This is a genomic window from Streptomyces sp. V2I9 (assembly GCF_030817475.1).
Taxonomy (GTDB): domain Bacteria; phylum Actinomycetota; class Actinomycetes; order Streptomycetales; family Streptomycetaceae; genus Streptomyces.
Genome location: NZ_JAUSZJ010000002.1, coordinates 1707196 through 1728256, shown reverse-complemented (window position 1 = coordinate 1728256; position 21061 = coordinate 1707196). Strand labels below are relative to the sequence as shown.

Genomic DNA, 21061 nt, shown 5'->3' with positions numbered 1-21061 from the left:
CCCCCCTCAGGCTCGACCGGGTCGCGTCCGGGCCCGCCCGCGCCGGACTCGGCCGAGTCGCGTGACGGGCTCACCCCGCCAGCGGGTTGAGGACCATCGGCTGGATCTTGCCGTCCAGCATCGCCCCCAGGCCGAGCACCGCACAGGCGTCGGGGCGCTCGGCGATGTGCACCGGCATCCCGGTCGCGTCGCGCAGCATCTGGTCGAGGCCGGGGAGAAGCGCGCTGCCGCCCACCATCATGATTCCGCGATCCGCCAGATCGGCCACCAGATCCGGCGGGCACTCGCGCAGCACCTTCCCCACCCCGTCGAGCACCGCGGTGAGCGGGGTGTGGATGGCCTGCCGTACAGCGGCGGTGTCGACCTGCACCGAGCGGGCCAGGCCGGTCGCCACGTCGCGGCCGTGGATCTCGGTGAGGGCGGGGCCGGTGAGCTGGAGGCCGTTGCCGTGCAGGGCCACCTGGAGCGGGCGCACCGACTGGCTCGGGAGCAGCAGCTGGTGGTGCTGGCGCAGGTGCTGGATGACCGCCTCGTCGATCGCGTTGCCGCCCACCGGGATGCGTACGGCGGTCACGATCGAGCCGAGCGAGAGCACCGCGATCTGGGTGGTGGCCGCCCCGCACACCATGATCATCGTGGCGGTCGGCTGCTCGACCGGCAGCCCGCATCCCACGGCGGCCGCGATCAGGGTGTCCACCAGCTCGACCCGGCTGGCGCCCAGGCCGACCAGGGTCTCCACCGTCGCCCGCTGGGCCAGCGGATCGGCCTCGTGCGGGGTGCAGGCGGCGGCACGCAGCCGGGGCTTGCGGCGCAGCTGGCGGCGGAGCTTGTCGCCCAGCAGATGGCGCAGCATCCGCTGGGCCATCTCGATGTCCACGACCGTGCCGCCGGAGACCGGGCGGGCCACCCGGATGTAGTCGGGGGTGCGGCCCGTCATCTGCTCGGCGAGCGCGCCGACGGCGATGAGGGAGCCGGTACGGGTGTTGACGGCGGCGACGCTCGGTTCGTCGACGACGAGCCCGAGCCCCTTGACGTACACCCGTGTCCTCGCGGCTCCGAGGTCGACGGCGACATGGCAACGCTGCAACTGCTCAAGGCTGACGGTCACGGCGATTCTCCCGAGCGCGCGGACGGTGGTACCGGCGGACAGCCGGTCTCTCCTTGCATGGTCGCGCCGTCCGGGCCGTCGCGCGCGTTGAGCTGCGCCGTCAGGGGAGAGAAGCTGACGGCTGATCAGCTCGCCTCCCGCTCACTCCGGAAGCAGCCGCTGGAACAGGCCCCAGGTGAACTCGGCGACCCGCTCCCGGCCGGACGCCGGGTCGGTGACCGCCAGCGACCAGCGGGTCGGGGCGCTGCCCTCCATCGGCCGGGCCGGGGGAAAGGCGCGGGCCGCCTCGTCCACGGTGCACGACCAGGGGCGCAGCTCCACTACGGAGGTGAGTTCCGGGCCCGCCGCTCCCGGAGCGCGGACCAGCCACGCGTTCCACACCGCCCCGCCGGGACCGGCCATCACCTCGAACCGCAGATCCGGCCAGAGCGGCACCGGCCACAGGAGGGCCTCGCACGCCAGGTCCCCGACGCGGCGCGGCAGGGTTCGTTCCGGAGCCCCGAGCACCGAGCGGTAGCGGCGCAGGGAACCCCGCCCTCGGGGGGCGCGCACCATGGCCTGCCAGCGGCGGTTGGCCTCCCGCATGTCGGCGAGCGACGCGCCCAGTTCGTGCCGGGCCTCCTCGACCAGGCCGGGCTGGTGGTCGGCCATCCGGCGCAGCAGGACGAGCTGGAACTGGAGGGGGCCGAAGGGGGCGGGATCGGTCATGCGGCCCATCCTCCCGCGTGTCAGGCGTATCGGACCGGCCGTCACCGGAACGCGTGCTTCCTCACACAATCCTCACCCGGACGGCTTCCCCGGTTGTTCCGCGCCCGCCTAACCTGCGGGCGCCATGGATTACTGCCACCCGTGCCGACGGCATCTCAACGGAGCCCTGGCCTGCGCCGGGTGCGGAACGCCGGCCCAGGCGCTGTCCCCCTACGCCGCGCCCGAGCCCACCGGCCCCACGCCGGACGGCGTGTACGGGAGAGCCTCCCCGGCCGACGCGCCCCAGGGCCGGTCCACGGTCCGGGGCAGGTCCGGGCGACGGCCCGGCGAGAGCACCCGGCGCGACACCGCACCCGACCTGCGGGGCGACCGCGACACCGCACACGACCTGCGGGGCGACACCGCATACGACCCGCGGGGCGGTGCCGCGGGCGAGCCCCTGCGTGACATCGCCCGCGAGCCCCGACGCGGCTCGCGCCGCCGGGCCGGTGGCAGTCGACGCCCCCGCGGCCGGACCGTTCTGCTCGGGGCCCTCGTGGTGCTGCTCGCGGCGGGCGGGCCGGCCCTGGCGGAGTGGGCCGCGGACTCCGGGCGGGACGACACCGCCGCCGACTTCGTACGCGACTCCTCGGGCGGCCCGACCGGGGCCGCGCCCGCCGCGTCCTCCGCCCCGGCGCCCCGCGATCCCGGCCCGGTCGGCTCGGAGGCCGGGGCGGCCACGAGCTCCGGCACCGCCGCTTCACCGGCCGCCGGCGGCGAACGCTCCTCGGGGGCGACGGACACGGCGAGCCCCGCCGCCCCGGACGAGCCCGCCGCACCGGACCCCGGCGAGCCGGAGCCCGCCGCCCCGGCCCCGTCCGACGCCTCCGACAGCCCGCCCGCCGACCCGCCCGGACCGGGTGGCCCGGACCGGCCGACGACCGCACCCGCACCCCCGCCGCCGGCCGAACCGAGGCCCACCCCGACGCCGTCCCCGACCTGCACCCGCTTCCTGTGGTGGTGCACGTAGGAGAAACGCCGCAGGCGTAGCGCGACGCCCGAACGCCCCGCCGGAGCCCAGCACCCCCAGAGGCCCCCCACAGGCCCACCACCCCGACGGACCCAGCACCCCTCACAGGCCCCCACCCCTAAGCGGCGGCCTCCTCGCCCAGCATCCGGCGCAGCAGGTCCCGTAGTGCCGTGCGCTCCGCGTCCGAGAGGCCGGCCAGCGGTTCCCGCGCGAAATCCAGCGCGTCCCGCAGCTCCCGCGCCGTACGGCGGCCCTCGTCCGTCGCGGCGGCGAGTTTCACCCGGCGGTCCGCCGGGTCCGGGCGGCGCTCGACCAGGCCCCGCGTCTCCAGCCGGTCGATGATCCCGGTGACGTTCGACGGCTCGCACTTCAGCCTGACCGCGATCTTCCGCATCGGCAGCGGAGCGAGCGAGAGCAGCCCGAGCACCCGTGCCTGCGCGCCGGTGAGGGAATGCTCGGCGGCGGCCCGGTCGTACTCCTCGTGGTAGCGCGCCACGACGGCGCCGATGAGCTCGACGACCTCGAGGGTCAGGGGGTCTGTGCGAGTGGCCATGGACGACAGCGTACCGATTTGCTTGACATCATGAAATATTCAGGAGCATGGTTTTTTCATGTCATGAAGCTTTTCGCGCCGTCGAGCGCGGAGGCCCACCCCCGTAGGACATCGAGGAGAACCCGAGCCCATGTCTGCAGCACTTCCCACCTCCAGTCGCGAATGGCACCTCGTCGCCCGTCCCCACGGCTGGCCCAAGGCCGAGGACTTCGCGCTGCGTGAGATCACGGTGGCCGCTCCGGCCGAAGGCCGCATCCTCGTCCGCAACAAGTTCTTCTCCGTCGACCCGTACATGCGCGGCCGGATGAACGACGTGAAGTCGTACACCCCGCCCTTCAAGCTCGACCACCCGATGGACGGCGGGGCGGTCGGCGAGGTCATCGCGTCGAACGCCGAGGGCTTCGCCGTCGGCGACCACGTCCTGCACGGCCTCGGCTGGCGGGAGATCGCCGACGTGCCCGCCCAGCACGCGGTCAAGGTCGACCCCGACCTCGCTCCGCTCTCCGCCTACCTCGGCGTGCTCGGCATGACCGGACTCACCGCCTACGCGGGCCTGTTCGACGTGGCCTCCTTCAAGGAGGGCGACGCGGTCTTCGTCTCCGGCGCGGCCGGGGCCGTGGGCAGCCAGGTCGGCCAGATGGCGAAGATCAAGGGCGCGTCCCGTGTCATCGGCTCCGCGGGCTCCGACGAGAAGGTCAAGCTCCTCACCGAGGAGTACGGCTTCGACGCCGCGTTCAACTACAAGAACGGGCCGGTCCGCGACCAGCTCAAGGAAGCCGCCCCCGACGGCATCGACGTCTACTTCGACAACGTCGGCGGCGACCACCTCGAAGCCGCGATCTCTTCGTTCAACGTGCACGGCCGCGCCACCATCTGCGGCATGATCGCCCAGTACAACGCCACCGAGCCGACCCCCGGCCCGAACAACATGGCGCTGATCATCGGCAAGCGGCTGCGCCTGACGGGCATGCTCGTCGGCGACCACGCCGACCTCCAGCCGCAGTTCGTCCAGGACGTCGCCGGCTGGCTGGCCTCGGGCGAGCTGAAGTACCAGGAGACCAAGGTCGAGGGCATCGAGAACGGCTACGACGCCTTCATGGGACTGCTGCGCGGCGAGAACACCGGAAAGATGATCGTCTCCCTGGGCTGACCCCTCTCCCCGGGCTGACCCCTTCTCCGGCGCCGGTCACCCGTTAGGCTCATGCCCAGGCCGTCGTGATCGTGGGCGCGAGTCGCGGCGCACCAACCGGAGGAATCGTCACACCATGACCATCCAGAAGATCGATGTCGCCTACACCGCCGTCGCCACCGCCGAGAACGGCCGGGACGGCCGGGTCTCCTCCGACGACGGTCAGCTCGACGTCGTCGTGAACCCGCCGAAGGCCATGGGCGGCAGCGGCGCCGGCACCAACCCGGAGCAGCTCTTCGCGGCGGGTTACAGCGCCTGCTTCCAGGGCGCGCTGGGCGTCGTCGCCCGCCAGGAGAAGGCCGACATCTCCGGCTCGACCGTGACCGCCTCGGTCTCGATCGGCAGGACGGAGGCCGGCGGCTTCGGCCTGGAGGTCGCGATCAGCGCCTCCATCCCGAACGTCGACGCCGCCACCGCGCGGGCGCTCGTCGAGAAGGCCCACCAGGTCTGCCCGTACTCGAACGCCACCCGCGGCAACATCACGGTCGACCTCTCGGTCGCCTGACCGGTCGAAGGAGCCGCCCGACCGGTCGAGGGCCCCGTCCGAGGGCCCCGGCCGACGGCTTCCGCGCGAGGACCGCACCCCACCTCGGGGTGCGGTCCTCGCCGCGTTCCCGCACGCCAGTACGCTGACGCCCATGAGTGATCTCGGGGTGGGTTTCGGCTACTTGATGAAGGGGCAGCGCTGGGTTGCCCGACACGGACGATGGTTCGGATTCGGGCTGCTGCCCGGACTCGTCACCCTCGTCGTCTACGCCGGAGCCCTGATCGGACTCGGCTACGGGGCCGACGACCTCGTCGGCTGGGCGACTCCGTTCGCCGACGACTGGTCCTCGCCCTGGCAGGGCATCCTGCGGACCGGGCTGACCGCCCTCGTCTTCGTCTTCGGCCTGTTCCTCGCGGTCATCACCTTCACCGCCATGACCCTCCTGGTCGGCCAGCCCTTCTACGAGTCGCTCTCCGAGGAGGTCGACCGCAGCGAGGGCGGCGAGGTCCCCGAGTCCGGGCTCCCGCTCTGGCGTGAACTGTGGATCTCCGCCCGTGACTCCGTCCGCATCCTGCTGCGCGTCGCCCTGTACGGGATCATCCTGTTCGCCTGCGGTTTCATCCCCGTCATCGGCCAGACCGTGGTCCCCGCGGTCGGCTTCTGCGTCTCCGGCTACTTCCTGGCCGAGGAGTTGACCGCCGTCGCCCTCCAGCGCCGGGGCATGGTCCTCAAGGACCGCCTCACCCTGCTGCGCGGCCGCCGGATGCTGGTCCTCGGCTTCGGAGTCCCGCTGACCCTGGCCTTCCTCGTCCCGTTCGTCGCGGTGTTCCTGATGCCGGGAGCCGTGGCCGGGGCCACCCTCCTCGCCCGCGACCTGGTCGACCCCGCCCCCGCCCCGGAGGCGGAGCCCGGTGCCGGTCCCGGCACCGCCGACGACGCCGGCGCACCGGCCCCCCGGACGTGGTCGGCGTGACCGAGCTGCTGGCGGTCGCCGCCATCACCGTCCTCGCGGTCGTCTCCCCGGGCGCCGACTTCGCCATGGTCGTCCGCAACAGCTACCTGTACGGGCGCACCACCGGCGTCCTCGCGGCGACCGGCGTCGCGGCGGGCGTCCTGGTCCACGTCACGTACACGATGCTCGGCGTCGGGCTGCTCATCGCCTCCTCGACCGCCCTGTTCACCGCGGTCAAGCTGGCGGGCGCCGGGTACCTGATCTACATCGGGGTGCGCACCTTCCTGGCCCGCGCCGACCTCGACGTCGATCTGACGGACCGGCCGGGGCTCTCCCCGTTCGGGGCGCTGCGCAGCGGGTTCCTGACGAACGCCCTCAACCCGAAGACGACCCTGTTCGTCGTCGCCACCTTCACCCAGGTCGTCGGCCCCGGTACCGCGCTCTGGCAGCAGGCGGGGTACGGCCTGTTCATGTCGGCCGCCCACCTCGGCTGGTTCTCCCTGGTCGCGCTGTTCTTCTCGCACTCCCGGCTGCGCGGCGCGATGCTGCGCCGCCAGAAGGCCCTGAACCGTTCGATCGGCTCGGTCCTCGTCGGCCTCGGCGTCACCCTCGGCCTGGCCCGCTGACCGGAGCCCCGGAGGAAGCGCCTCAGCGCACCGAGAACGCGTACTCGGTGCGCGAGGCGAACTCCTCGCCCGGCCGCAGCACCGTGGACGGGAACTCCGGCCGGTTCGGGGCATCGGGAAAGTGCCGGGTCTCCAGGGCGATCCCGGCGCACGGCCCGAACGGCCGCCCGTCGAAGTGGTCCGCCGTGTCCGCGCAGGTGGTCCTGGTCACCGGCCCTGCGCGGGCGGCTCCGCGGCCGTGACGTTGCGGTAGGCGATCTCCGCCAGCCGGGCCTGGCCGTCCCGGCTCGGGTGGAACCAGTCCCACGGGCTGAGCTGGGTCCCGGTGAACCGGTAGGCGAACACCGCCCCGCCGTCGTACCGGCAGTACCGGTCCTTCGCGCACACGTCCCGCAGCACCTCGTTGTACGCCACCACCCGGTCCCGCACCGCCTCCCGCCGGGCGACCGCCGCCGGGCCCAGGTCGTCCGCGTCGGCCAGCATCGACCGGCAGATCCCGAGCTGCCAGATCTTCTTGCCCAGCTCGCTCGTCCGCCCCGTCGACCAGAGCCGCTTCAGGTCCGGCACGCTGGAGACGTACACCCGCGCCTTCGGCGCCCCGGCCCGCAGCTGCCGCATCGACGCCTCGAAGTAGGTACGGAAATCGGCCACCGGCGTCATCAGCCGCGCCGAGTCCCGGCACGCGTCGTTCGCGCCCGTCATCACCGTCACCAGCTCCGGCCGCTCCTTCGCCGCCAGCGCCATCTGCTCGGGCAGCTGCACCATCCGGGAGCCCGACACCGCGTGGTTCCAGCTCCTCTCCGTCGCCCGCGACGGGCCGAGCAGCCGTACCGCGAGAGAGCGCACCGAGGCATCCGTACCGGTCGCCCAGGATGCCTCGGGACAGTCGGTCAGCACCGAGCAGGCGTCGAAGCCCCGCGTGATCGAGTCGCCGACCGCCGCGATCGACCGGGGCCGGGGGTTCCAGTCCGGCGCGGGGGAGGGGGAGGGCGAGGGCGAGGTGCTGCGCGAGGCGGCCGGAGCGTTCCCCGACACGCCGCCCTCCGAACCGCTGCCACCACATCCGGCCAACGCGGCCACGCCGAGGCACGCGAGCGCCGTCAGCCCCGCGGCGACGGCACGCGTTCGTGGGCGTGTCGTACGCTCCGGCATCGTTCCGACCCCCTCCGGTCACCCTTTGGCGTATGCCTCTGGTCATGCCCCCGGCACACGCATCATCCCCAGGTCGGAGCTGTGCGCGCCCTGCCGGGTGAAACCCGGCGCATCAGAGGCCCGAGACCGACCGTACGTCACACGGACGGCCCCGGCGCACGGTAGCTTTTCCCCGTCGAACCAGTGGCGTCCCGCCCGCCCGCGTGCACCGGGGTGGCTCCGGTACATTACATCCCGTCACATACTGTCCCTTTTCAGGAGATTAACTCCCGATGCTGTTTACTGATGACAACCTCGGGAGACGGCCGAAAAGAGGCGGTCCGGACGCGAGGCCGTTGGGGAAGGCGTACCTCGTCCCACACGGGAGGTTCCGGTGACGACACGTGGAGTCCTGTACGTTCACTCCGCACCGCGCGCGCTGTGCCCACATGTCGAGTGGGCAATGGCGGGCGTCCTCGGTGTGCGGGTGCAGCTGGACTGGATCAGGCAGCCGGCCGCGCCCGGCACCTGGCGGTCCGAATTCTCCTGGCAGGGCCGCGCCGGCACCGCCTCGCAGCTCGCCTCCGCCCTGCGCGGCTGGGATCTGCTGCGCTTCGAGGTGACGGCCGAGCCGTCCCCCACCGCCGAGGGCGAGCGCTACAGCTCCACCCCCGGCCTCGGCATCTTCCACGCCGTCACCGGCCTGCACGGCGACATCCTGGTCCCCGAGGACCGGCTGCGGGCCGCCCTGGCCCGCTCGGTGCGCGGCGAGAGCGACCTGGAGACCGAGATCTCCTCCCTGCTCGGCAAGCCGTGGGACGACGAGCTGGAGTCCTTCCGCCACGCCGGCGAGGGCGCTCCCGTCCGCTGGCTCCACCAGGTGGTGTGACCCCTCCCGGCGCCCGCCCCGCTCCCGATCGTCCCGGCGCCCGCCCCGCCCCGATCGCATGACGAAGCCCGCCTCCCGGACGCCGGGAGGCGGGCTTCACGCGTACAGCGGTGGACTACACCGACCGGAACGCCAGCACCACGTTGTGGCCGCCGAATCCGAACGAGTTGTTGATCGCCGCGATCGGCCCCTCGGGCAGCGCCCGCGGCTCGCCGCGCACGATGTCCGCGTCGATCTCCGCGTCGAGGTCGTCGACGTTGATGGTCGGCGGGGCCGTGCGGTGGTGCAGCGCGAGGACGGTGGCCACCGTCTCGATGCCGCCCGCGCCACCGAGCAGGTGACCCGTCATCGACTTCGTCGCGGAGATGGCGACGTGGTCCAGGTCCTCGCCCAGCACCTTGCGCAGCGCCTTGATCTCGGCGATGTCGCCCTGCGGCGTCGACGTGGCGTGCGCGTTGAGGTGGACCACCTCGGAGGGCTTGAGGTCGCTGGAGTCCAGCAGGTTCTGCATCGCGGCGGCGATGCCCCGCCCGGTCGGCTCGGGCTGCGCGATGTGGTGGGCGTCGGCCGAGAGGCCCTGGCCCAGCACCTCGCAGTAGACCTTCGCGCCGCGCTGGGCGGCGTGCTCGGCGGACTCCAGGATGACGACGCCCGCACCCTCGCCGAGGACGAACCCGTCCCGGCCGGTGTCGTACGGACGCGACGCCTTCTCGGGCTCGTCGTTGCTCTTGGACATCGCCATCATGTTGGCGAACGCGGCGATCGGCAGCGGGTGGATGGCCGCCTCCGTACCACCGGCGACGACCACGTCGGCACGGCCGGTACGGATCATCTCGACGGCGTACCCGATCGCCTCCGCGCCCGAGGCGCAGGCGGAGACGGGCGTGTGGACACCGGCCTGTGCGTTGACCTCCAGACCGACGTTGGCCGCCGGGCCGTTGGGCATGAGCATGGGAACGGTGTGCGGGGAGACGCGGCGTACGCCCTTCTCCTTCAGCACGTCGTACTGGTCGAGCAGGGTGATCACGCCGCCGATGCCGGAGGCGATGACCGAGCCGAGGCGTTCGGGGGCGATGGACTCGTCCTCGCCGGCCTTGGCGGTGAAGCCCGCGTCCGCCCACGCCTCGCGGGCCGCGATCAGCGCGAACTGTGCCGAACGGTCCAGCTTGCGGGCCAGCGGACGGGGAAGTACGTCGCCAGGATCGACGGCCGCGAGGGCGGCGATCCGGACGGGCAGGTCGGCGAAGCGCTCGCCTTCGAGAGGCTTGACGCCGGACCGGCCGGCCATCAGACCTTCCCAGGTCGATGCGGAGTCGCCACCCAGCGGAGTGGTTGCGCCGATACCGGTGACGACCACGGTGCGATTGGTCGAGTTCACTGGAAAATCTTCTCCACGTGTAGAGGGTCGTGAATCAGCGGCGCCACCGCCGGGTGGCGACACAGCCGGGCTGGGATCAGCCCTGGTGCTTCAGGATGTAGTCGGCGGCGTCGCCGACCGTCTTGAGGTTCTTGACGTCCTCGTCGGGGATCTTGACGTCGAAGCGCTCCTCGGCGGCGACAACGACCTCGACCATGGACAGCGAGTCGACGTCCAGGTCGTCGGTGAAGGACTTGTCCAGCTGAACGTCCTCGACCGGGATACCGGCGATCTCGTTGACGATCTCGGCGAGACCGGTGACGATCTCTTCCTGCGTGGCGGCCATCTTGGCGCTCCTTCGGTGGGTTTGTTCGGTGTTCGTGCGCACGGACCAAAAGGTCCGGTGTGCCTAGGGGAGGGTAACGACCGTCGCGGCGTAGACGAGACCCGCCCCGAAGCCGATGACGAGCGCGGTGTCGCCGCTCTTCGCCTGACCGGTCGCCAGGAGCCGCTCCATCGCGAGCGGGATCGAGGCGGCGGACGTGTTGCCGGTGGACTCGATGTCACGGGCGACCGTGACGTGCTCCGGCAGTTTCAGGGTCTTCACCATCGAGTCGATGATCCGCATGTTGGCCTGGTGCGGGATGAAGACGTCCAGGTCCTCCGGGGCGATCCCGGCCGCGTCCAGCGCCTGCTGGGCGACCTTCGCCATCTCGAAGACGGCCCAGCGGAAGACCGCCTGGCCCTCCTGCGTGATGGCGGGGAACTTGATCTCGCCCTTCGAGTCGAGCGGCAGCGTGGAGAGGTCTCCGGCATGCAGGTCGTTCCAGGCCACCGTCTGCTTGATGGTCTCGGACTTGTCGCCCTCGGAACCCCACACGGTCGGGCCGATGGCCGGCTCCGGGGAGGGGCCGACGACGACCGCGCCCGCACCGTCGCCGAACAGGAAGGCCGTCGCGCGGTCCTCCAGGTCGGTCAGGTCGCTGAGCCGCTCCACGCCGATGACCAGGACGTACTCCGCCGAACCCTCGACGATCATGCCCTTGGCGAGGGTCAGGCCGTAGCCGAAGCCCGCGCAGCCGGCCGAGATGTCGAAGGCGGCGGGCTTTCCCGCGCCGATCCTGTGGGCGATCTCGGTGGCGACGGCCGGGGTCTGCTTGAAGTGCGAGACGGTCGAGACGACGACCGCGCCGATCTGCTCCGGGTCGATGCCCGCGTCGGCGATGGCCTTGCCGGACGCCTCCACCGACATCGCGGCCACGGTCTCCTCGTCGGAGGCCCAGTGGCGGGTGACGATGCCGGAGCGGGAGCGGATCCACTCGTCGGACGAGTCGATCGTTTCGAGGATCACCTCGTTGGGCACGACGCGGGTCGGGCGGTAGCCGCCGACCCCGACGATCCGCGCGTACGGGGCGCCCTTGCTGGGCTTGATCTTCGACATGCTCGCTCCTTAGACGCCTGCGTGCTCGGAGATGAGCGCGCGGGCCGCGTCGAGGTCGTCGGGGGTCTTGAGCGCGAGCGTCCGCACACCGGGCAGCGCGCGCTTGGCGAGTCCGGTCAGCGTGCCGCCCGGGGACAGCTCGACGAGTGCGGTGACGCCCAGGGACTGGAAGGTCTCCATGCACAGGTCCCAGCGGACCGGGTTGGCGACCTGCCCGACCAGCCGGGCGATGACCTCGGTGCCGGTGGCCACGGTATGGCCGTCGGCGTTCGAAACGTAACGCACGGTCGGGTCGGAGACCGTCAGGTCGCCGACCGCCGCGCGCAGCTTCTCCACGGCCGGAGCCATGTGGTGCGTGTGGAACGCGCCGGCCACCTTGAGCGGAACGATCCGCCTGACGCCCTCGGGCTTGTCGGCCTCCAGGGCCGCGATCTGGGCGGCGGTCCCGGCGGCGACGATCTGGCCGGCGCCGTTGACGTTGGCCGGGGTCAGCCCGAGCCTCTCCAGGTGCGGGACCGTGACGGCCGGGTCGCCGCCGAGGAGGGCCGCCATGCCGGTCTCGGTGACCATGGCGGCCTCGGCCATGCCGAGCCCACGGGTCCGGACGAAGCGCAGCGCGGCGTCCTCGTCGATGACGCCGGCGAGCGAGGCGGCGGTGATCTCACCGACGCTGTGGCCCGCGACGACGTCCGGGGCGGCGGCGTCCAGGGCGGTCGCCGACAGCAGTCCGGCGGCCACCAGGAGCGGCTGCGCCACGGCCGTGTCGCGGATCTCGTCCGCGTCGGCCTTCGTGCCGTAGTGGGCAAGGTCGAGCCCGATGGCGTCGGACCAGGCCGCGATGCGGTCGGAGGCACCGGGAAGGTCGAGCCAGGGGGTCAGGAAGCCGGGCGTCTGAGCGCCTTGGCCGGGAGCGACGAGTACGAGCACCCTCACACTCTCTCTTGTGGACGGCCCGGTACGCCCGTGGGGACAGGGACGAAGAACCGTCAGGGGAATTGTTGGAGTCCAACAAAAGTCTAGGACTGGCGATCGGCTGCGGCCAAGCGCCCCAGGATCAGGGCGATCCGCAGGGTGAAGGCCGAACGCACGTCGGAGGGCGACCAGCCGGTGACGTCCGTCACACGTCGCAGCCGGTAGCGCACGGTGTTGGGGTGCACGAAGAGCATCCGGGCGGCACCCTCCAGACTGCTCGCCTGCTCCAGATAGACGCTCAGCGTTTCCAGCAGAGCCGAACCGGCTTCCTCCAGCGGTCTGTAGATCTCCTCCACCAACTGGTCCCGCGCGGCGGGGTCTCCGGCCATCGCGCGCTCCGGGAGGAGATCGTCCGCCAGCACCGGACGCGGCGCGTCCTGCCACGCCGAGCACGCCTTCAGCCCGGCCGCCGCCGCCTGGGCGGACCGGGTGGCCGCGAGCAGGTCGGGCACGACGGGCCCGGCGACGACCGGCCCGGCCGCGTACGGGCCGATCAGCCCCTTGGCGACCTGGAGCGGGTTGTCGCTGCCGCCCGCGATGACGACGAGCCGGTTGCCGAGGACCCCGGTGAGGACCTGGAGCTTGGCGTGCCGGGCGGCGCGCCGGATCGCCTCCACGGTCAGCTCGCTGTCCCCGTCGGGCGCGGTGCCGAGGACGACGCACACGTGCTCGGGCGAGTTCCAGCCGAGCGCGGCGGCCCGTGACACGGCCCCCTCGTCGGCCTCGCCGGAGAGCACCGCGTTCACCACCAGCGACTCCAGCCGGGCGTCCCAGGCGCCCCGCGCCTCGGCGGCCTGGGCGTAGACCTGGGCGGTGGCGAAGGCGATCTCGCGCGCGTAGACGAGCAGCGCCTCCCGCAGCACCGACTCGTCGCCGGGGGCGGCCACCTCGTCGATCGCGGCCTCCATGACCTCGATCGTGGTGCGCACCATCTCCACGGTCTGCCGCAGGGTGATGGCGCGGGTCAGTTCGCGCGGGGCGGTGCCGAAGACGTCGGTCGAGATCGCCTGCGGGGTCTCGGGATGCCGGAACCACTCGGTGAACGCGGCGATACCGGCCTGGGCGACCAGGCCGATCCAGGACCGGTTCTCCGGCGGCATCGCCCGGTACCACGGCAGCGATTCGTCCATGCGGGCAATCGCGTTCGCGGCCAGCCGGCCGGAGGACTGCTCCAGCCGTTTCAGCGTCGCGGCGTGCAGGTGGGCGTCGTGGGCGGGGGGCTGCTCAGGATCGGGTCGGGGCACGAGGACAAGACTGCCTTATCGGGCCGGTGGATCGGTGGGCCGGGGCACGGGAGCCCCGTACCGGCGGGCGGGCCCGTGACCGCCGCGGCCACCCCAGGGCCGCCGTGCGAAGGTCCCGCGGCCTGCGCCGGGGAGCGCCCCGCGCCGTCGCCGCCGTCGCGCGGGCCGGCGGAGGGGCGGCGCCCGTCCGCCGACGGATGCACGGGAGGGAGGATGACATCGGCCGCGCCGTCCGGGCCGGTGACGGTCCGCGCCGGCAGCGGCGGCGGCCCTGGTCGGACAAGCCCGGCGTGAGCCCCGGTCGGGGGTCCTGGCCGTGGGCGTACTCCCCAACCCCGTTCGGGGGTCGCCCGGTTGCGGCTGCGCCCGGCACGGGAGGCGCGTCCGGTACGCGTCTCGCCCCCCTCACCCGCACGACGGCTCGCCTGAGGACATCGGCGCGTCGGCCCTCCGCCGTGTGATCTCCCTCTCCTGCGGTGGGGGTGGTGGACGATCCGTCGCTCGGGCGCGGTACAAACGTTCCGCGAGCCGACGGGGGTCGCGGCGGTGGGGGTGCCTGCGGGTGCGGCATGCCGCGCAGGGATACGAAGTTCGTCAGGGGACCAGCACATGAGCTATCCGCAGCCGACTCCCGCGCGGAGGCCGTCGGCCGGGCGCCGCCGAGCGCGTTGGGAGCGCTACCGGGTGACGGGGCCGTTCTCGCCCGGTGATCTTGCGAAGCTCTGGGGCCTGATGGGCGCGCTCGTGGGCTTCGCGGTGCTCTGCGGCTGGGCGCTGGACATGAAGGGCGGCACGGTCGTCGTGGTGGCCGCGCCGTACGTCTTCCTGTGGTTCGACGCGCGGCGCGTCCTCTTCCAGTTCGACCCCGGCGGCGTGCGCATCGGCAACGTCCAGCTGCCGTGGACCGACGTCACCGCCTTCGTCGTCGCCGATTCGCCCGCGCTCGGGCCACAGGTGCTCATCGGCACGCGGCTGCGCGACGGTACGGTCATCCCTGCGGGGGCCGAGGTGCTGCCCCCCGATCCGGCGATGCCCGCGCAGCTCCATGTGGCGGTCGAGCGGCGGAAGTTCCACCTGGGCAAGCTGACCGCGAAGGCACAGCGGTATGCGCCGCCGCATGTACAGATCGTCCACGCGGAGGCAGACGCCTCCGGAGGGTCCGGGGCCGGTCCGGCCGCAGGCGGCGATCCGTACGCGGCGGCCGGCCATCCGTACGCGGGAGGCCATCCGTACGCGCCGGGCACCACCGGGCAGCCGGGTGCGGACCCACGGGTGTTCCCGGCCGTGGTGCCCGATGGGGGCGGGCCTCGCTGGGGCATCGTGGCGGGCGCGGTGCTGACGTGTGTCGCCGTCTGGGCGGTGTTCGCCACCGCGCTGCCCGGGATCGCCATGCTCTTCCCCTATGAGGGCGAGGGTGGGACGGGCGGTATCGCCCTGGTGACGGAGGACGTCCTCGGGCTGTCCGAGTTCCCGCCCGGCCCTCCGGGCGGCCTGGTGACCTGGCCGTCGCTGCTCTGCCTCCTGGCCGCGATCACCGTCGCCCACCGCGCCCTCACGCCGCACTCGCCCTCCCGTGCGCTCGGAGTCGTGGGCCTCCTGTGCTCCGTCGCGTTCCCTCTGGTGCTCCTCGGGAACGACGCCTTCGACGGCCACCCCCTCGGCAACTACGAGAGCGGCTGGTGGCTGCTGCACCTCGGCGCGTTCCTGTGGCTGGCGGCGTTCGTCGCCATGGACCTGGCGCTCACCCGGGGCGCGGCCCGACCGGCCGGGTCCGGCCGGTTCACCTCAGGAACGTCCGGCTTCTCCCAGCCGGACGAAGGCCCGTACTGACCACCGGCCGACCGGACCCTGCGGCCACCGTCCCCAGGCGGGAGCCGTGAACACCCGCACCGCACGTGCCGTCCTCGCCGCCGCCGACGCGCTCGCGGGCCGATCCGGACCGGCAGCACGGTGTCCCGCAGGACCCGTCCATCGTGTGCCGCCCCGCACGGGCGTGCGCCGGGCTACCGTGGCCGGGTGATATCCGTGCACCGGTCCGAGGACCGCTACCGGGGCGGGGACGAGGCCGCCGGGATCGACACCCGGCACGCCCTCTCCTTCGGCCCCTTCTACGACCCGGACAACCTCCGCTTCGGCCCGATCCTGGCCTGCAACGAGGAGCGCCTCGACGCGGGCGCCGGGTTCGAGGAGCATCCGCACAGCCATACGGAGATCGTCACCTGGGTCGTCGAGGGCGAGCTGACCCACCGCGACTCGGCCGGGCAGTCCACCGTCGTCCGCGCCGGGGACCTGGCCCACCTGAGCGCCGCCTCCGGGGTCCGCCACGTCGAACGCAACGACGGCACCGGTCCGTCGACGTTCCTCCAGATGTGGCTGGCCCCCCTGGAGCCGGGCGGCGAACCCTCGTACACGGTCGTGCCCGGCATCACCGACTCCACCCCGTACGCCCTGCCCGGCGCGGGCGCGGTGCTCCATGTCCACCGGCCGGCCGGGGGCGAACGCACCACCCTCCCGGACGCGGTGCGCCTGTACGTCCACGTCGTGCGGGGGACGGTCGCCCTGGGGGGTGAGGAGCTGGGCCCCGGTGACGCCGCCCGGATCACCGGCGCGCGGGACCTGGCGGCGGTCACGGTGGACGGGCCCGCCGAGCTGCTGGTGTGGGAGCTGGCGGGCTGAGCCCCGCGCCTACCCGGCCCGGAGCGCCCGCCACAGGTCGCGGAGCAGCGCGATCTCGGCCATGTGGTGGATCAGCTCCAGGTTGGCGTTGACCAGCACGCCGATGTACGCGTCGTCCGGGTCGGAGCCGTACGGGTACTGCGACAGGCCCACCGTGTCGAGCTGTTCCTCGGTGAGGGTGTCCATGCTCGCGCGGTGGCGGTCGAGCGTCTCCCGGAAGCGGTCCAGCGCGAGCGAGGCGGACGGCGTGAAGTCGACCAGGAGGTGCGGGTCCCGCCGCCGTTCGCCGAAGGTCCACTCCCACCGGCCGGCGAAGTCGGAGTGCAGATGCCCCAGCCGCCACGCGATGGTCGTGACCGGTACGACGTCGGGCTCCGGCTCGTCGGTGAACGCCAGGACCTCTTCGACCCGTTCGGTACTGACGCTCCAGTCCTCGGCGATCTTCGCCACGGACATCCCGCCCGCCGCCTGCCGGGCGACCTCCGCGTACTCGCTCGCCGGGATCTCCGGCGCGCCCTTGTCGAGGACCCAGGCGCCCGGCCCGTACGCCCGGGGCGTCACCGCCTCCTCCCGGCGCCGGATCGACCAGCTGCCGGGGGCGGGCTCCCAGAGGTACTCCTCGTCCCCGAGCCCGCGCAGCCGGACCTCGGCCATCTCCCGTGCCTGGTCGAACTGCTCGATCAGGATGCCCAGTCGGTCGGTCCGCTGCCCCTGGTCGTTCATATGTGTCTCCCTCGTCGTCGTGCCGCGGTTCAGGACTCGGACCGCTGGTCGCGTTCGGCCGTCAGCCGGTCCAGCTCGCGTATCGCCTGGGCGTGGCCGCTCATCCGCCGGCTCACGCTGCCGGTGGTGACCAGAGCGGTTCCCGCGAGTGCCACGGGGATGGAGAGCCCCATAACGGCCAGCGCCTCGGGCCAGTCGCGTTCGTCGGCGCAGTAATCACCGCTGTATACGCCTTCGTTGGCGGTCCCCCTGTCCGTGAACAGGCGGGCCGCGCACTCCCTCTCGTTGCCGCCGGGCGTCTCGATCGAGTACTCCGTCATCAGCAGGATGGCGCACCAGCCCCACAACAGGCCCGCGACCACCAGGAGAAGGGCTCCCCCGTCACGTATGCGGGAGGCCCGCTCCCGGAATTCGAGGTCGTAGTCTCGTGATCGCATGGCGGATGAATCTAGCAGCGGGCAACCGGGGCCCCGTATACGGGCCGTACGGAAGGCGGCGGCCTCCTCGCCCCGTCCTACGACCACGCCGGGGCCATGCCGGGATCAGGTCGGTGTTCCTGACGGCGCGTAGTGGCGCAGGTAGGCATGCTCCTGCGGTGAGAGGGCCGAGAGGTCACCGTCCTGAAGGGCGCGCCAGAGGCGGTTCTCGATCCAGAACCGGTGCGCGAACTCCTCGAACGACGGCGCGCACCAGAGGATCGTGTCCTCCTGATCCTCCGGATCGGCGAGGCCGGGCCACGCGCCGTCATCGCCGTCCTCCGCTTCGTACAGGTCCGCGTAGTCGACGGAGGAGTGCACCACGAACACCTCGCCGGACGGGCTGAGGTGGAGGTACCAGTGGACGCAGTCCTGCTGGTCCCGCAGGAAGCGGACGAGGAAGGCGCCGGGCTCGACCGGACTGGGAAGAGGCTCGGACACATCGGTCCAACAGCCGGTCACCGATACGTCGTCCAGCGAGAAGCGGAGCTTCGCGTCGGCCAGGCAGGTGACGAAGTCGCGCGGCAGCGCCACGCCTTCGGCCGCGAGGGCGGCGGCCAGACGGTCGAGTGCCGCCAGGCGGTCGGGGGCCGGTTCGGTGGGGCCGCCGAGCCATGCGAAAGCGCCGGTGTACTGGGCCGAGTCGAGCGGCGGAAGACTCTCGTAGGGGTAGTACGCGTAGGTGAACCGGCACGGCCGGTATGCGCCGAGATCGGTGGCACACCAGCTGGTGTCGAAGCGTGCTGGGGGCGCGGCGGCCTCCGGACGTTCGTCGGGCATCGGGCCTCTTCCGACCGCAGTGAGGGGAGCTGTCCGTACCACCCTCGCACCGCCCACTGACACTCTCGCTCCGCCGCACGAGCCGCTCGACGCGCCGCGCGTGAAGAAGGCGGCGGCCGGAGCCCGTCAGGCCCCGGCCGCCGCCTTCTCGGACGTGGTCGTGTCAGCGCAGTCCGTCCACGAACGTCTGCCAGGCGCGGGCCCCCAGGACGATGGCGGGGCCGGTCGGGTTCTTGCTGTCGCGGACGGGGACGGACCCGCAGGCGGTCTCGACGGCGGTCTCGACGCACTCGCCGCCGGTGTTGCCGCTGTACGAGGACGTCTGCCAGGCCGCGCCGCCGGTCACGGTGCACTCGACGCACTCGCCGCCTGTACTGCCGCTGTACGAGGACTTCCGCCAGATGGCGCCATCGGTCACGGTGCACTCGACGCAGTCGCCGCCGGTGCTTCCGCTGTAGCTCGACTTGCGCCACTCCGCGCTCGTCAGGTCAGGGCCGTGCTCCATAACGCTCCTCCATCACGCGGCTGATCCGCGCCACCGATTCCTCGACGGAGAGTGCGGTGGCCTGGAGGTGAGCGTATCGGAGCGAGGACTCTCTGACGGTCTCCGGGTTGGCCGTCATATGGCCGGAGATGAGGTCCTCGGTGTAGATGATGTCCGGGTCGTCGTCGAAGCGCATGCTGGTGAATGAGCCGTCCAGGCTCGCGTGTTCACCGGCCTCGAACGGCAGCACCTGGATGCGCATCCAGCGGTGTGTCGCGTAGTCCAACAGCTTCTGGAGTTGGGCCCGCATCACCTCGTGGCCGCCGATCGGCCGGTACAGCACGGCCTCGTCCAGGATGGCCCATGCCAGCGGTGGCTTCTGCCGCTCCAGGATGCGCTGGCGCTCCATCCGCGCCGCGAGCAGGCCGTCCAGATCCTTGGGCATGCCGGTGGCCAGCACCGCCCGTGCGTACTCCTCCGTCTGGAGCAGCCCGTAGACCAACTGCGCCTGGTACGTGGAGATGTACGCGGCCTTCGCCTCCATGTCCGCGTACGCCTGGAACCACGTGGGCAGTTGGCTCCGCAGCACCAGCCCCACCAGCCGCGAGAACACGCCGTCCGTGCCCAGCGCCGCGTCCACACGCTCCGAGAAGTCGCGGGTCGGGATCTTCCTCGTCGTCTCGACCTGGCCGATGAGCGAGCCGGTGCAGAAGATGATGTCGCCCAGCTGAGGCTGCGTCAGTTTGGCGGCCTCCCGCAGGCGGCGCAGCTCCCCGCCGTAGAAGTCCAGCGGGGAGGCGTCGGGATCGAGCGTCTGGATGTTGGCCACGGTGCGGACCTCCGGGTGCAACGCCTCGCGGCGTTCGTTTCGGTGCGTAGCCGAGCGTAGCCATTCCGTCGCAGCCTGGTGACATGAATCACGTACTCGTCCCCCGGAGGAATGCCGGGGAGCCCGTCTACCGCGCCGACCTCGCCTTCGGTGAGCACTCCGCCCGGCACCTGCGCCGCATTCTGCGGCTCTACCTCAGGACCTGGGACCTGCTGTTCCTCGCCGACGCGGCGGAGTTGGCGCTCACCGAGCTGATCGCCAACGTCGTGCAGCACGTCCCCGACCGGCGCGGCCGGGCCTACATCTTCCGGCTGCCGGACCGCGAAGGCGTCCGCGTCGAGGTGGCGGACGACAACCCGGTTCTGCCGCTCGCCATCAGGAGGGACCCGCTGGACGAAGGCGGGCGGGGGCTCGTCCTGGTCAACGCCGTGACCGACGCCTGGGGCATCGTGAAGCAGTGGGATCAGCCGGGCAAGACCGTCTGGTTCGAGTGCCTGACCCCGCCGGAGCCGGGGAGTGCCCGGCGGATCAGGACAGCTCGGCCAGAACCGCGTCCGTGAACGGCGTCCACGCCTCCGCCGCCCACGGGCCGAACGCGCGGTCCGTCAGCGCGACGCAGGCCGCGCCCGCCACCGGGTCGATCCACAGGAACGTGCCCGCCTGGCCGAAGTGCCCGAAGGTGGCCGGGGAGGACGAAGTGCCCGTCCAGTGCGGGGACTTGGAGTCGCGGATCTCGAAGCCGAGGCCCCAGTCGTTCGGGTTCTGGTGGCCGTAGCCCGGCAGGACGCCCTTGAGGCCCGGATGCACCACGCTCTGGGCCTCCAGGACCGTACGCGGGTCGAGCAGGCGGGGGGCCTGGACCTCGGCCGCGAAGCGGACCAGGTCCCCGGCGGTGGAGACGCCGTCGCGGGCGGGGGAGCCGTCCAGGGTCGTGGACGTCATGGCCAGCGGCTCCAGGACCGCCTGGCGCAGGTATTCCGCGAACGGGATGCCGGACGCCCGCGCGATGTGCTCGCCCAGCACCTCGAAGCCCGCGTTCGAATAGAGGCGGCGCTCGCCGGGCGGGGCCGTCACCCGGTGCTCGTCGAAGGCGAGGCCGCTGGTGTGGGCGAGGAGGTGGCGCACCGTGGAGCCCTCGGGCCCGGCCGGCTCGTCCAGCTCGACGGCCCCTTCCTCGTACGCCACCAGCGCCGCGTAGGCCGCGAGCGGCTTGGTGACCGAGGCGAGGGGGAAACGGTGGTCGGTCGGCCCGTGCGTGCCGAGGACGGTGCCATCCGCCCGGACGACGGCGGCCGCCGCCGTGGTGACCGGCCAGGTGTCGATGATGCGCAGGCTCTCCATGGTTCCGAGCCTAACGGCCGCCCCTGCCTTCGCGTCCCCGGGCCCGTTCCCTGCCCCGGCCCGTGCGAGGAGCCCCTGCCCCGGCC

At 72.5% G+C, this 21061-nt stretch carries 24 protein-coding genes and 1 pseudogene; 9 read left to right on the top strand and 16 right to left on the bottom strand.

Annotated elements, in window-relative coordinates; translation table 11 throughout:
* Nucleotides 1–70: 70 nt before the first annotated feature.
* Nucleotides 71–1108 (bottom strand): rod shape-determining protein, encoded by a 1038-nt coding sequence (locus QFZ71_RS07750; RefSeq protein ID WP_307667519.1) that lies wholly within the window; start codon nt 1106–1108, stop codon nt 71–73.
* Nucleotides 1109–1249: 141 nt separating this feature from the next.
* Nucleotides 1250–1816: a hypothetical protein gene (locus tag QFZ71_RS07745; protein WP_307667518.1), complete on the bottom strand. Its 567-nt coding sequence runs from the start codon at nt 1814–1816 to the stop codon at nt 1250–1252.
* A gap of 124 nt (nt 1817–1940) precedes the next feature.
* Here QFZ71_RS07745 and QFZ71_RS07740 point away from each other — a divergent pair, with 124 nt between their 5' ends.
* Entirely contained in the window at nt 1941–2825 is an 885-nt protein-coding gene (locus QFZ71_RS07740) for a hypothetical protein (RefSeq protein ID WP_307667517.1), read from the top strand.
* Between the two features lie 118 nt (nt 2826–2943).
* Here the strand turns inward: QFZ71_RS07740 and QFZ71_RS07735 are convergent, their stop codons facing one another.
* Nucleotides 2944–3378, bottom strand: a complete 435-nt coding sequence (locus tag QFZ71_RS07735; RefSeq protein WP_307667516.1) for a MarR family winged helix-turn-helix transcriptional regulator — start codon at nt 3376–3378, stop codon at nt 2944–2946.
* 130 nt (nt 3379–3508) lie between these two features.
* Here QFZ71_RS07735 and QFZ71_RS07730 point away from each other — a divergent pair, with 130 nt between their 5' ends.
* From QFZ71_RS07730 to QFZ71_RS07715, 4 genes are all read left to right on the top strand, one after another.
* Entirely contained in the window at nt 3509–4528 is a 1020-nt protein-coding gene (locus QFZ71_RS07730; protein WP_307667515.1) for an NADP-dependent oxidoreductase, read from the top strand.
* Between the two features lie 115 nt (nt 4529–4643).
* Complete coding sequence (locus QFZ71_RS07725; RefSeq protein WP_307667514.1) at nt 4644–5072, top strand: organic hydroperoxide resistance protein; 429 nt, start codon at nt 4644–4646, stop codon at nt 5070–5072.
* Between the two features lie 133 nt (nt 5073–5205).
* Nucleotides 5206–6027, top strand: a complete 822-nt coding sequence (locus tag QFZ71_RS07720; protein WP_307667513.1) for an EI24 domain-containing protein — start codon at nt 5206–5208, stop codon at nt 6025–6027.
* Nucleotides 6024–6632, top strand: coding sequence for a LysE family translocator (locus QFZ71_RS07715; RefSeq protein WP_307667512.1), 609 nt, complete (start codon nt 6024–6026; stop codon nt 6630–6632). Before QFZ71_RS07720 ends, QFZ71_RS07715 begins: the two co-directional genes overlap by 4 nt.
* Before the next feature lie 22 nt (nt 6633–6654).
* Here the strand turns inward: QFZ71_RS07715 and QFZ71_RS07710 are convergent.
* Together QFZ71_RS07710 and QFZ71_RS07705 are read right to left on the bottom strand one after the other, a co-directional pair.
* Nucleotides 6655–6819, bottom strand: a pseudogene (locus QFZ71_RS07710) (galactose-1-epimerase); the annotation flags it as partial.
* Nucleotides 6820–6839: 20 nt separating this feature from the next.
* Nucleotides 6840–7784 (bottom strand): SGNH/GDSL hydrolase family protein, encoded by a 945-nt coding sequence (locus QFZ71_RS07705; RefSeq protein ID WP_307667511.1) that lies wholly within the window; start codon nt 7782–7784, stop codon nt 6840–6842.
* Between the two features lie 373 nt (nt 7785–8157).
* On the opposite strand from QFZ71_RS07705, the gene QFZ71_RS07700 reads away from it, so the two are divergent.
* A complete protein-coding gene (locus tag QFZ71_RS07700) occupies nt 8158–8652 on the top strand; it encodes a DUF3145 domain-containing protein (protein ID WP_307667510.1) in 495 nt (164 codons plus the stop codon).
* Nucleotides 8653–8767: 115 nt separating this feature from the next.
* Here QFZ71_RS07700 and fabF read toward each other — a convergent pair whose 3' ends face one another.
* The 5 genes from fabF to QFZ71_RS07675 all read right to left on the bottom strand — a co-directional run bounded on the left by fabF (nt 8768) and on the right by QFZ71_RS07675 (nt 13666).
* Complete coding sequence (gene fabF, locus QFZ71_RS07695; RefSeq protein WP_307667509.1) at nt 8768–10030, bottom strand: beta-ketoacyl-ACP synthase II; 1263 nt, start codon at nt 10028–10030, stop codon at nt 8768–8770.
* A 76-nt stretch (nt 10031–10106) separates the two neighbouring features.
* A complete protein-coding gene (locus QFZ71_RS07690) occupies nt 10107–10355 on the bottom strand; it encodes an acyl carrier protein (protein ID WP_014045780.1) in 249 nt (82 codons plus the stop codon).
* Between the two features lie 63 nt (nt 10356–10418).
* Complete coding sequence (locus tag QFZ71_RS07685; protein WP_307667508.1) at nt 10419–11450, bottom strand: ketoacyl-ACP synthase III; 1032 nt, start codon at nt 11448–11450, stop codon at nt 10419–10421.
* Between the two features lie 9 nt (nt 11451–11459).
* Nucleotides 11460–12377 (bottom strand): ACP S-malonyltransferase, encoded by a 918-nt coding sequence (locus tag QFZ71_RS07680; protein ID WP_307667507.1) that lies wholly within the window; start codon nt 12375–12377, stop codon nt 11460–11462.
* Nucleotides 12378–12466: 89 nt separating this feature from the next.
* Nucleotides 12467–13666 carry a CdaR family transcriptional regulator gene (locus QFZ71_RS07675; RefSeq protein ID WP_307667506.1) on the bottom strand — a complete coding sequence of 400 codons (1200 nt, stop codon included), beginning with the start codon at nt 13664–13666 and terminating at the stop codon, nt 12467–12469.
* A gap of 684 nt (nt 13667–14350) precedes the next feature.
* Between QFZ71_RS07675 and QFZ71_RS07670 the strand changes: the two genes are divergently transcribed.
* Together QFZ71_RS07670 and QFZ71_RS07665 are read left to right on the top strand one after the other, a co-directional pair.
* Nucleotides 14351–15496 (top strand): hypothetical protein, encoded by a 1146-nt coding sequence (locus QFZ71_RS07670; protein ID WP_307667505.1) that lies wholly within the window; start codon nt 14351–14353, stop codon nt 15494–15496.
* Nucleotides 15497–15682: 186 nt separating this feature from the next.
* The gene (locus tag QFZ71_RS07665) at nt 15683–16342 is read left to right on the top strand and encodes a pirin family protein (protein ID WP_307667504.1); all 660 of its coding nucleotides are present in this window, start codon (nt 15683–15685) and stop codon (nt 16340–16342) included.
* A 9-nt stretch (nt 16343–16351) separates the two neighbouring features.
* Here QFZ71_RS07665 and QFZ71_RS07660 read toward each other — a convergent pair whose 3' ends face one another.
* From QFZ71_RS07660 to QFZ71_RS07640, 5 genes are all read right to left on the bottom strand, one after another.
* Nucleotides 16352–17065 carry a DinB family protein gene (locus QFZ71_RS07660; RefSeq protein ID WP_307667503.1) on the bottom strand — a complete coding sequence of 238 codons (714 nt, stop codon included), beginning with the start codon at nt 17063–17065 and terminating at the stop codon, nt 16352–16354.
* A gap of 29 nt (nt 17066–17094) precedes the next feature.
* Entirely contained in the window at nt 17095–17502 is a 408-nt protein-coding gene (locus QFZ71_RS07655) for a hypothetical protein (protein ID WP_307667502.1), read from the bottom strand.
* A gap of 105 nt (nt 17503–17607) precedes the next feature.
* A complete protein-coding gene (locus QFZ71_RS07650; protein ID WP_307667501.1) occupies nt 17608–18321 on the bottom strand; it encodes a hypothetical protein in 714 nt (237 codons plus the stop codon).
* A 163-nt stretch (nt 18322–18484) separates the two neighbouring features.
* Nucleotides 18485–18826 (bottom strand): DUF397 domain-containing protein, encoded by a 342-nt coding sequence (locus QFZ71_RS07645; RefSeq protein WP_307667500.1) that lies wholly within the window; start codon nt 18824–18826, stop codon nt 18485–18487.
* Nucleotides 18810–19634, bottom strand: coding sequence for a helix-turn-helix transcriptional regulator (locus QFZ71_RS07640; protein WP_307667499.1), 825 nt, complete (start codon nt 19632–19634; stop codon nt 18810–18812). Before QFZ71_RS07640 ends, QFZ71_RS07645 begins: the two co-directional genes overlap by 17 nt.
* 83 nt (nt 19635–19717) lie before the next feature.
* Between QFZ71_RS07640 and QFZ71_RS07635 the strand changes: the two genes are divergently transcribed.
* On the top strand, nt 19718–20194 hold the full coding sequence (locus QFZ71_RS07635) for an ATP-binding protein (RefSeq protein ID WP_307667498.1): 477 nt from the start codon (nt 19718–19720) through the stop codon (nt 20192–20194).
* Here the strand turns inward: QFZ71_RS07635 and QFZ71_RS07630 are convergent.
* Nucleotides 20163–20975, bottom strand: coding sequence for a serine hydrolase (locus tag QFZ71_RS07630; protein ID WP_307667497.1), 813 nt, complete (start codon nt 20973–20975; stop codon nt 20163–20165). The genes QFZ71_RS07635 and QFZ71_RS07630 overlap by 32 nt on opposite strands.
* Nucleotides 20976–21061: the final 86 nt, after the last annotated feature.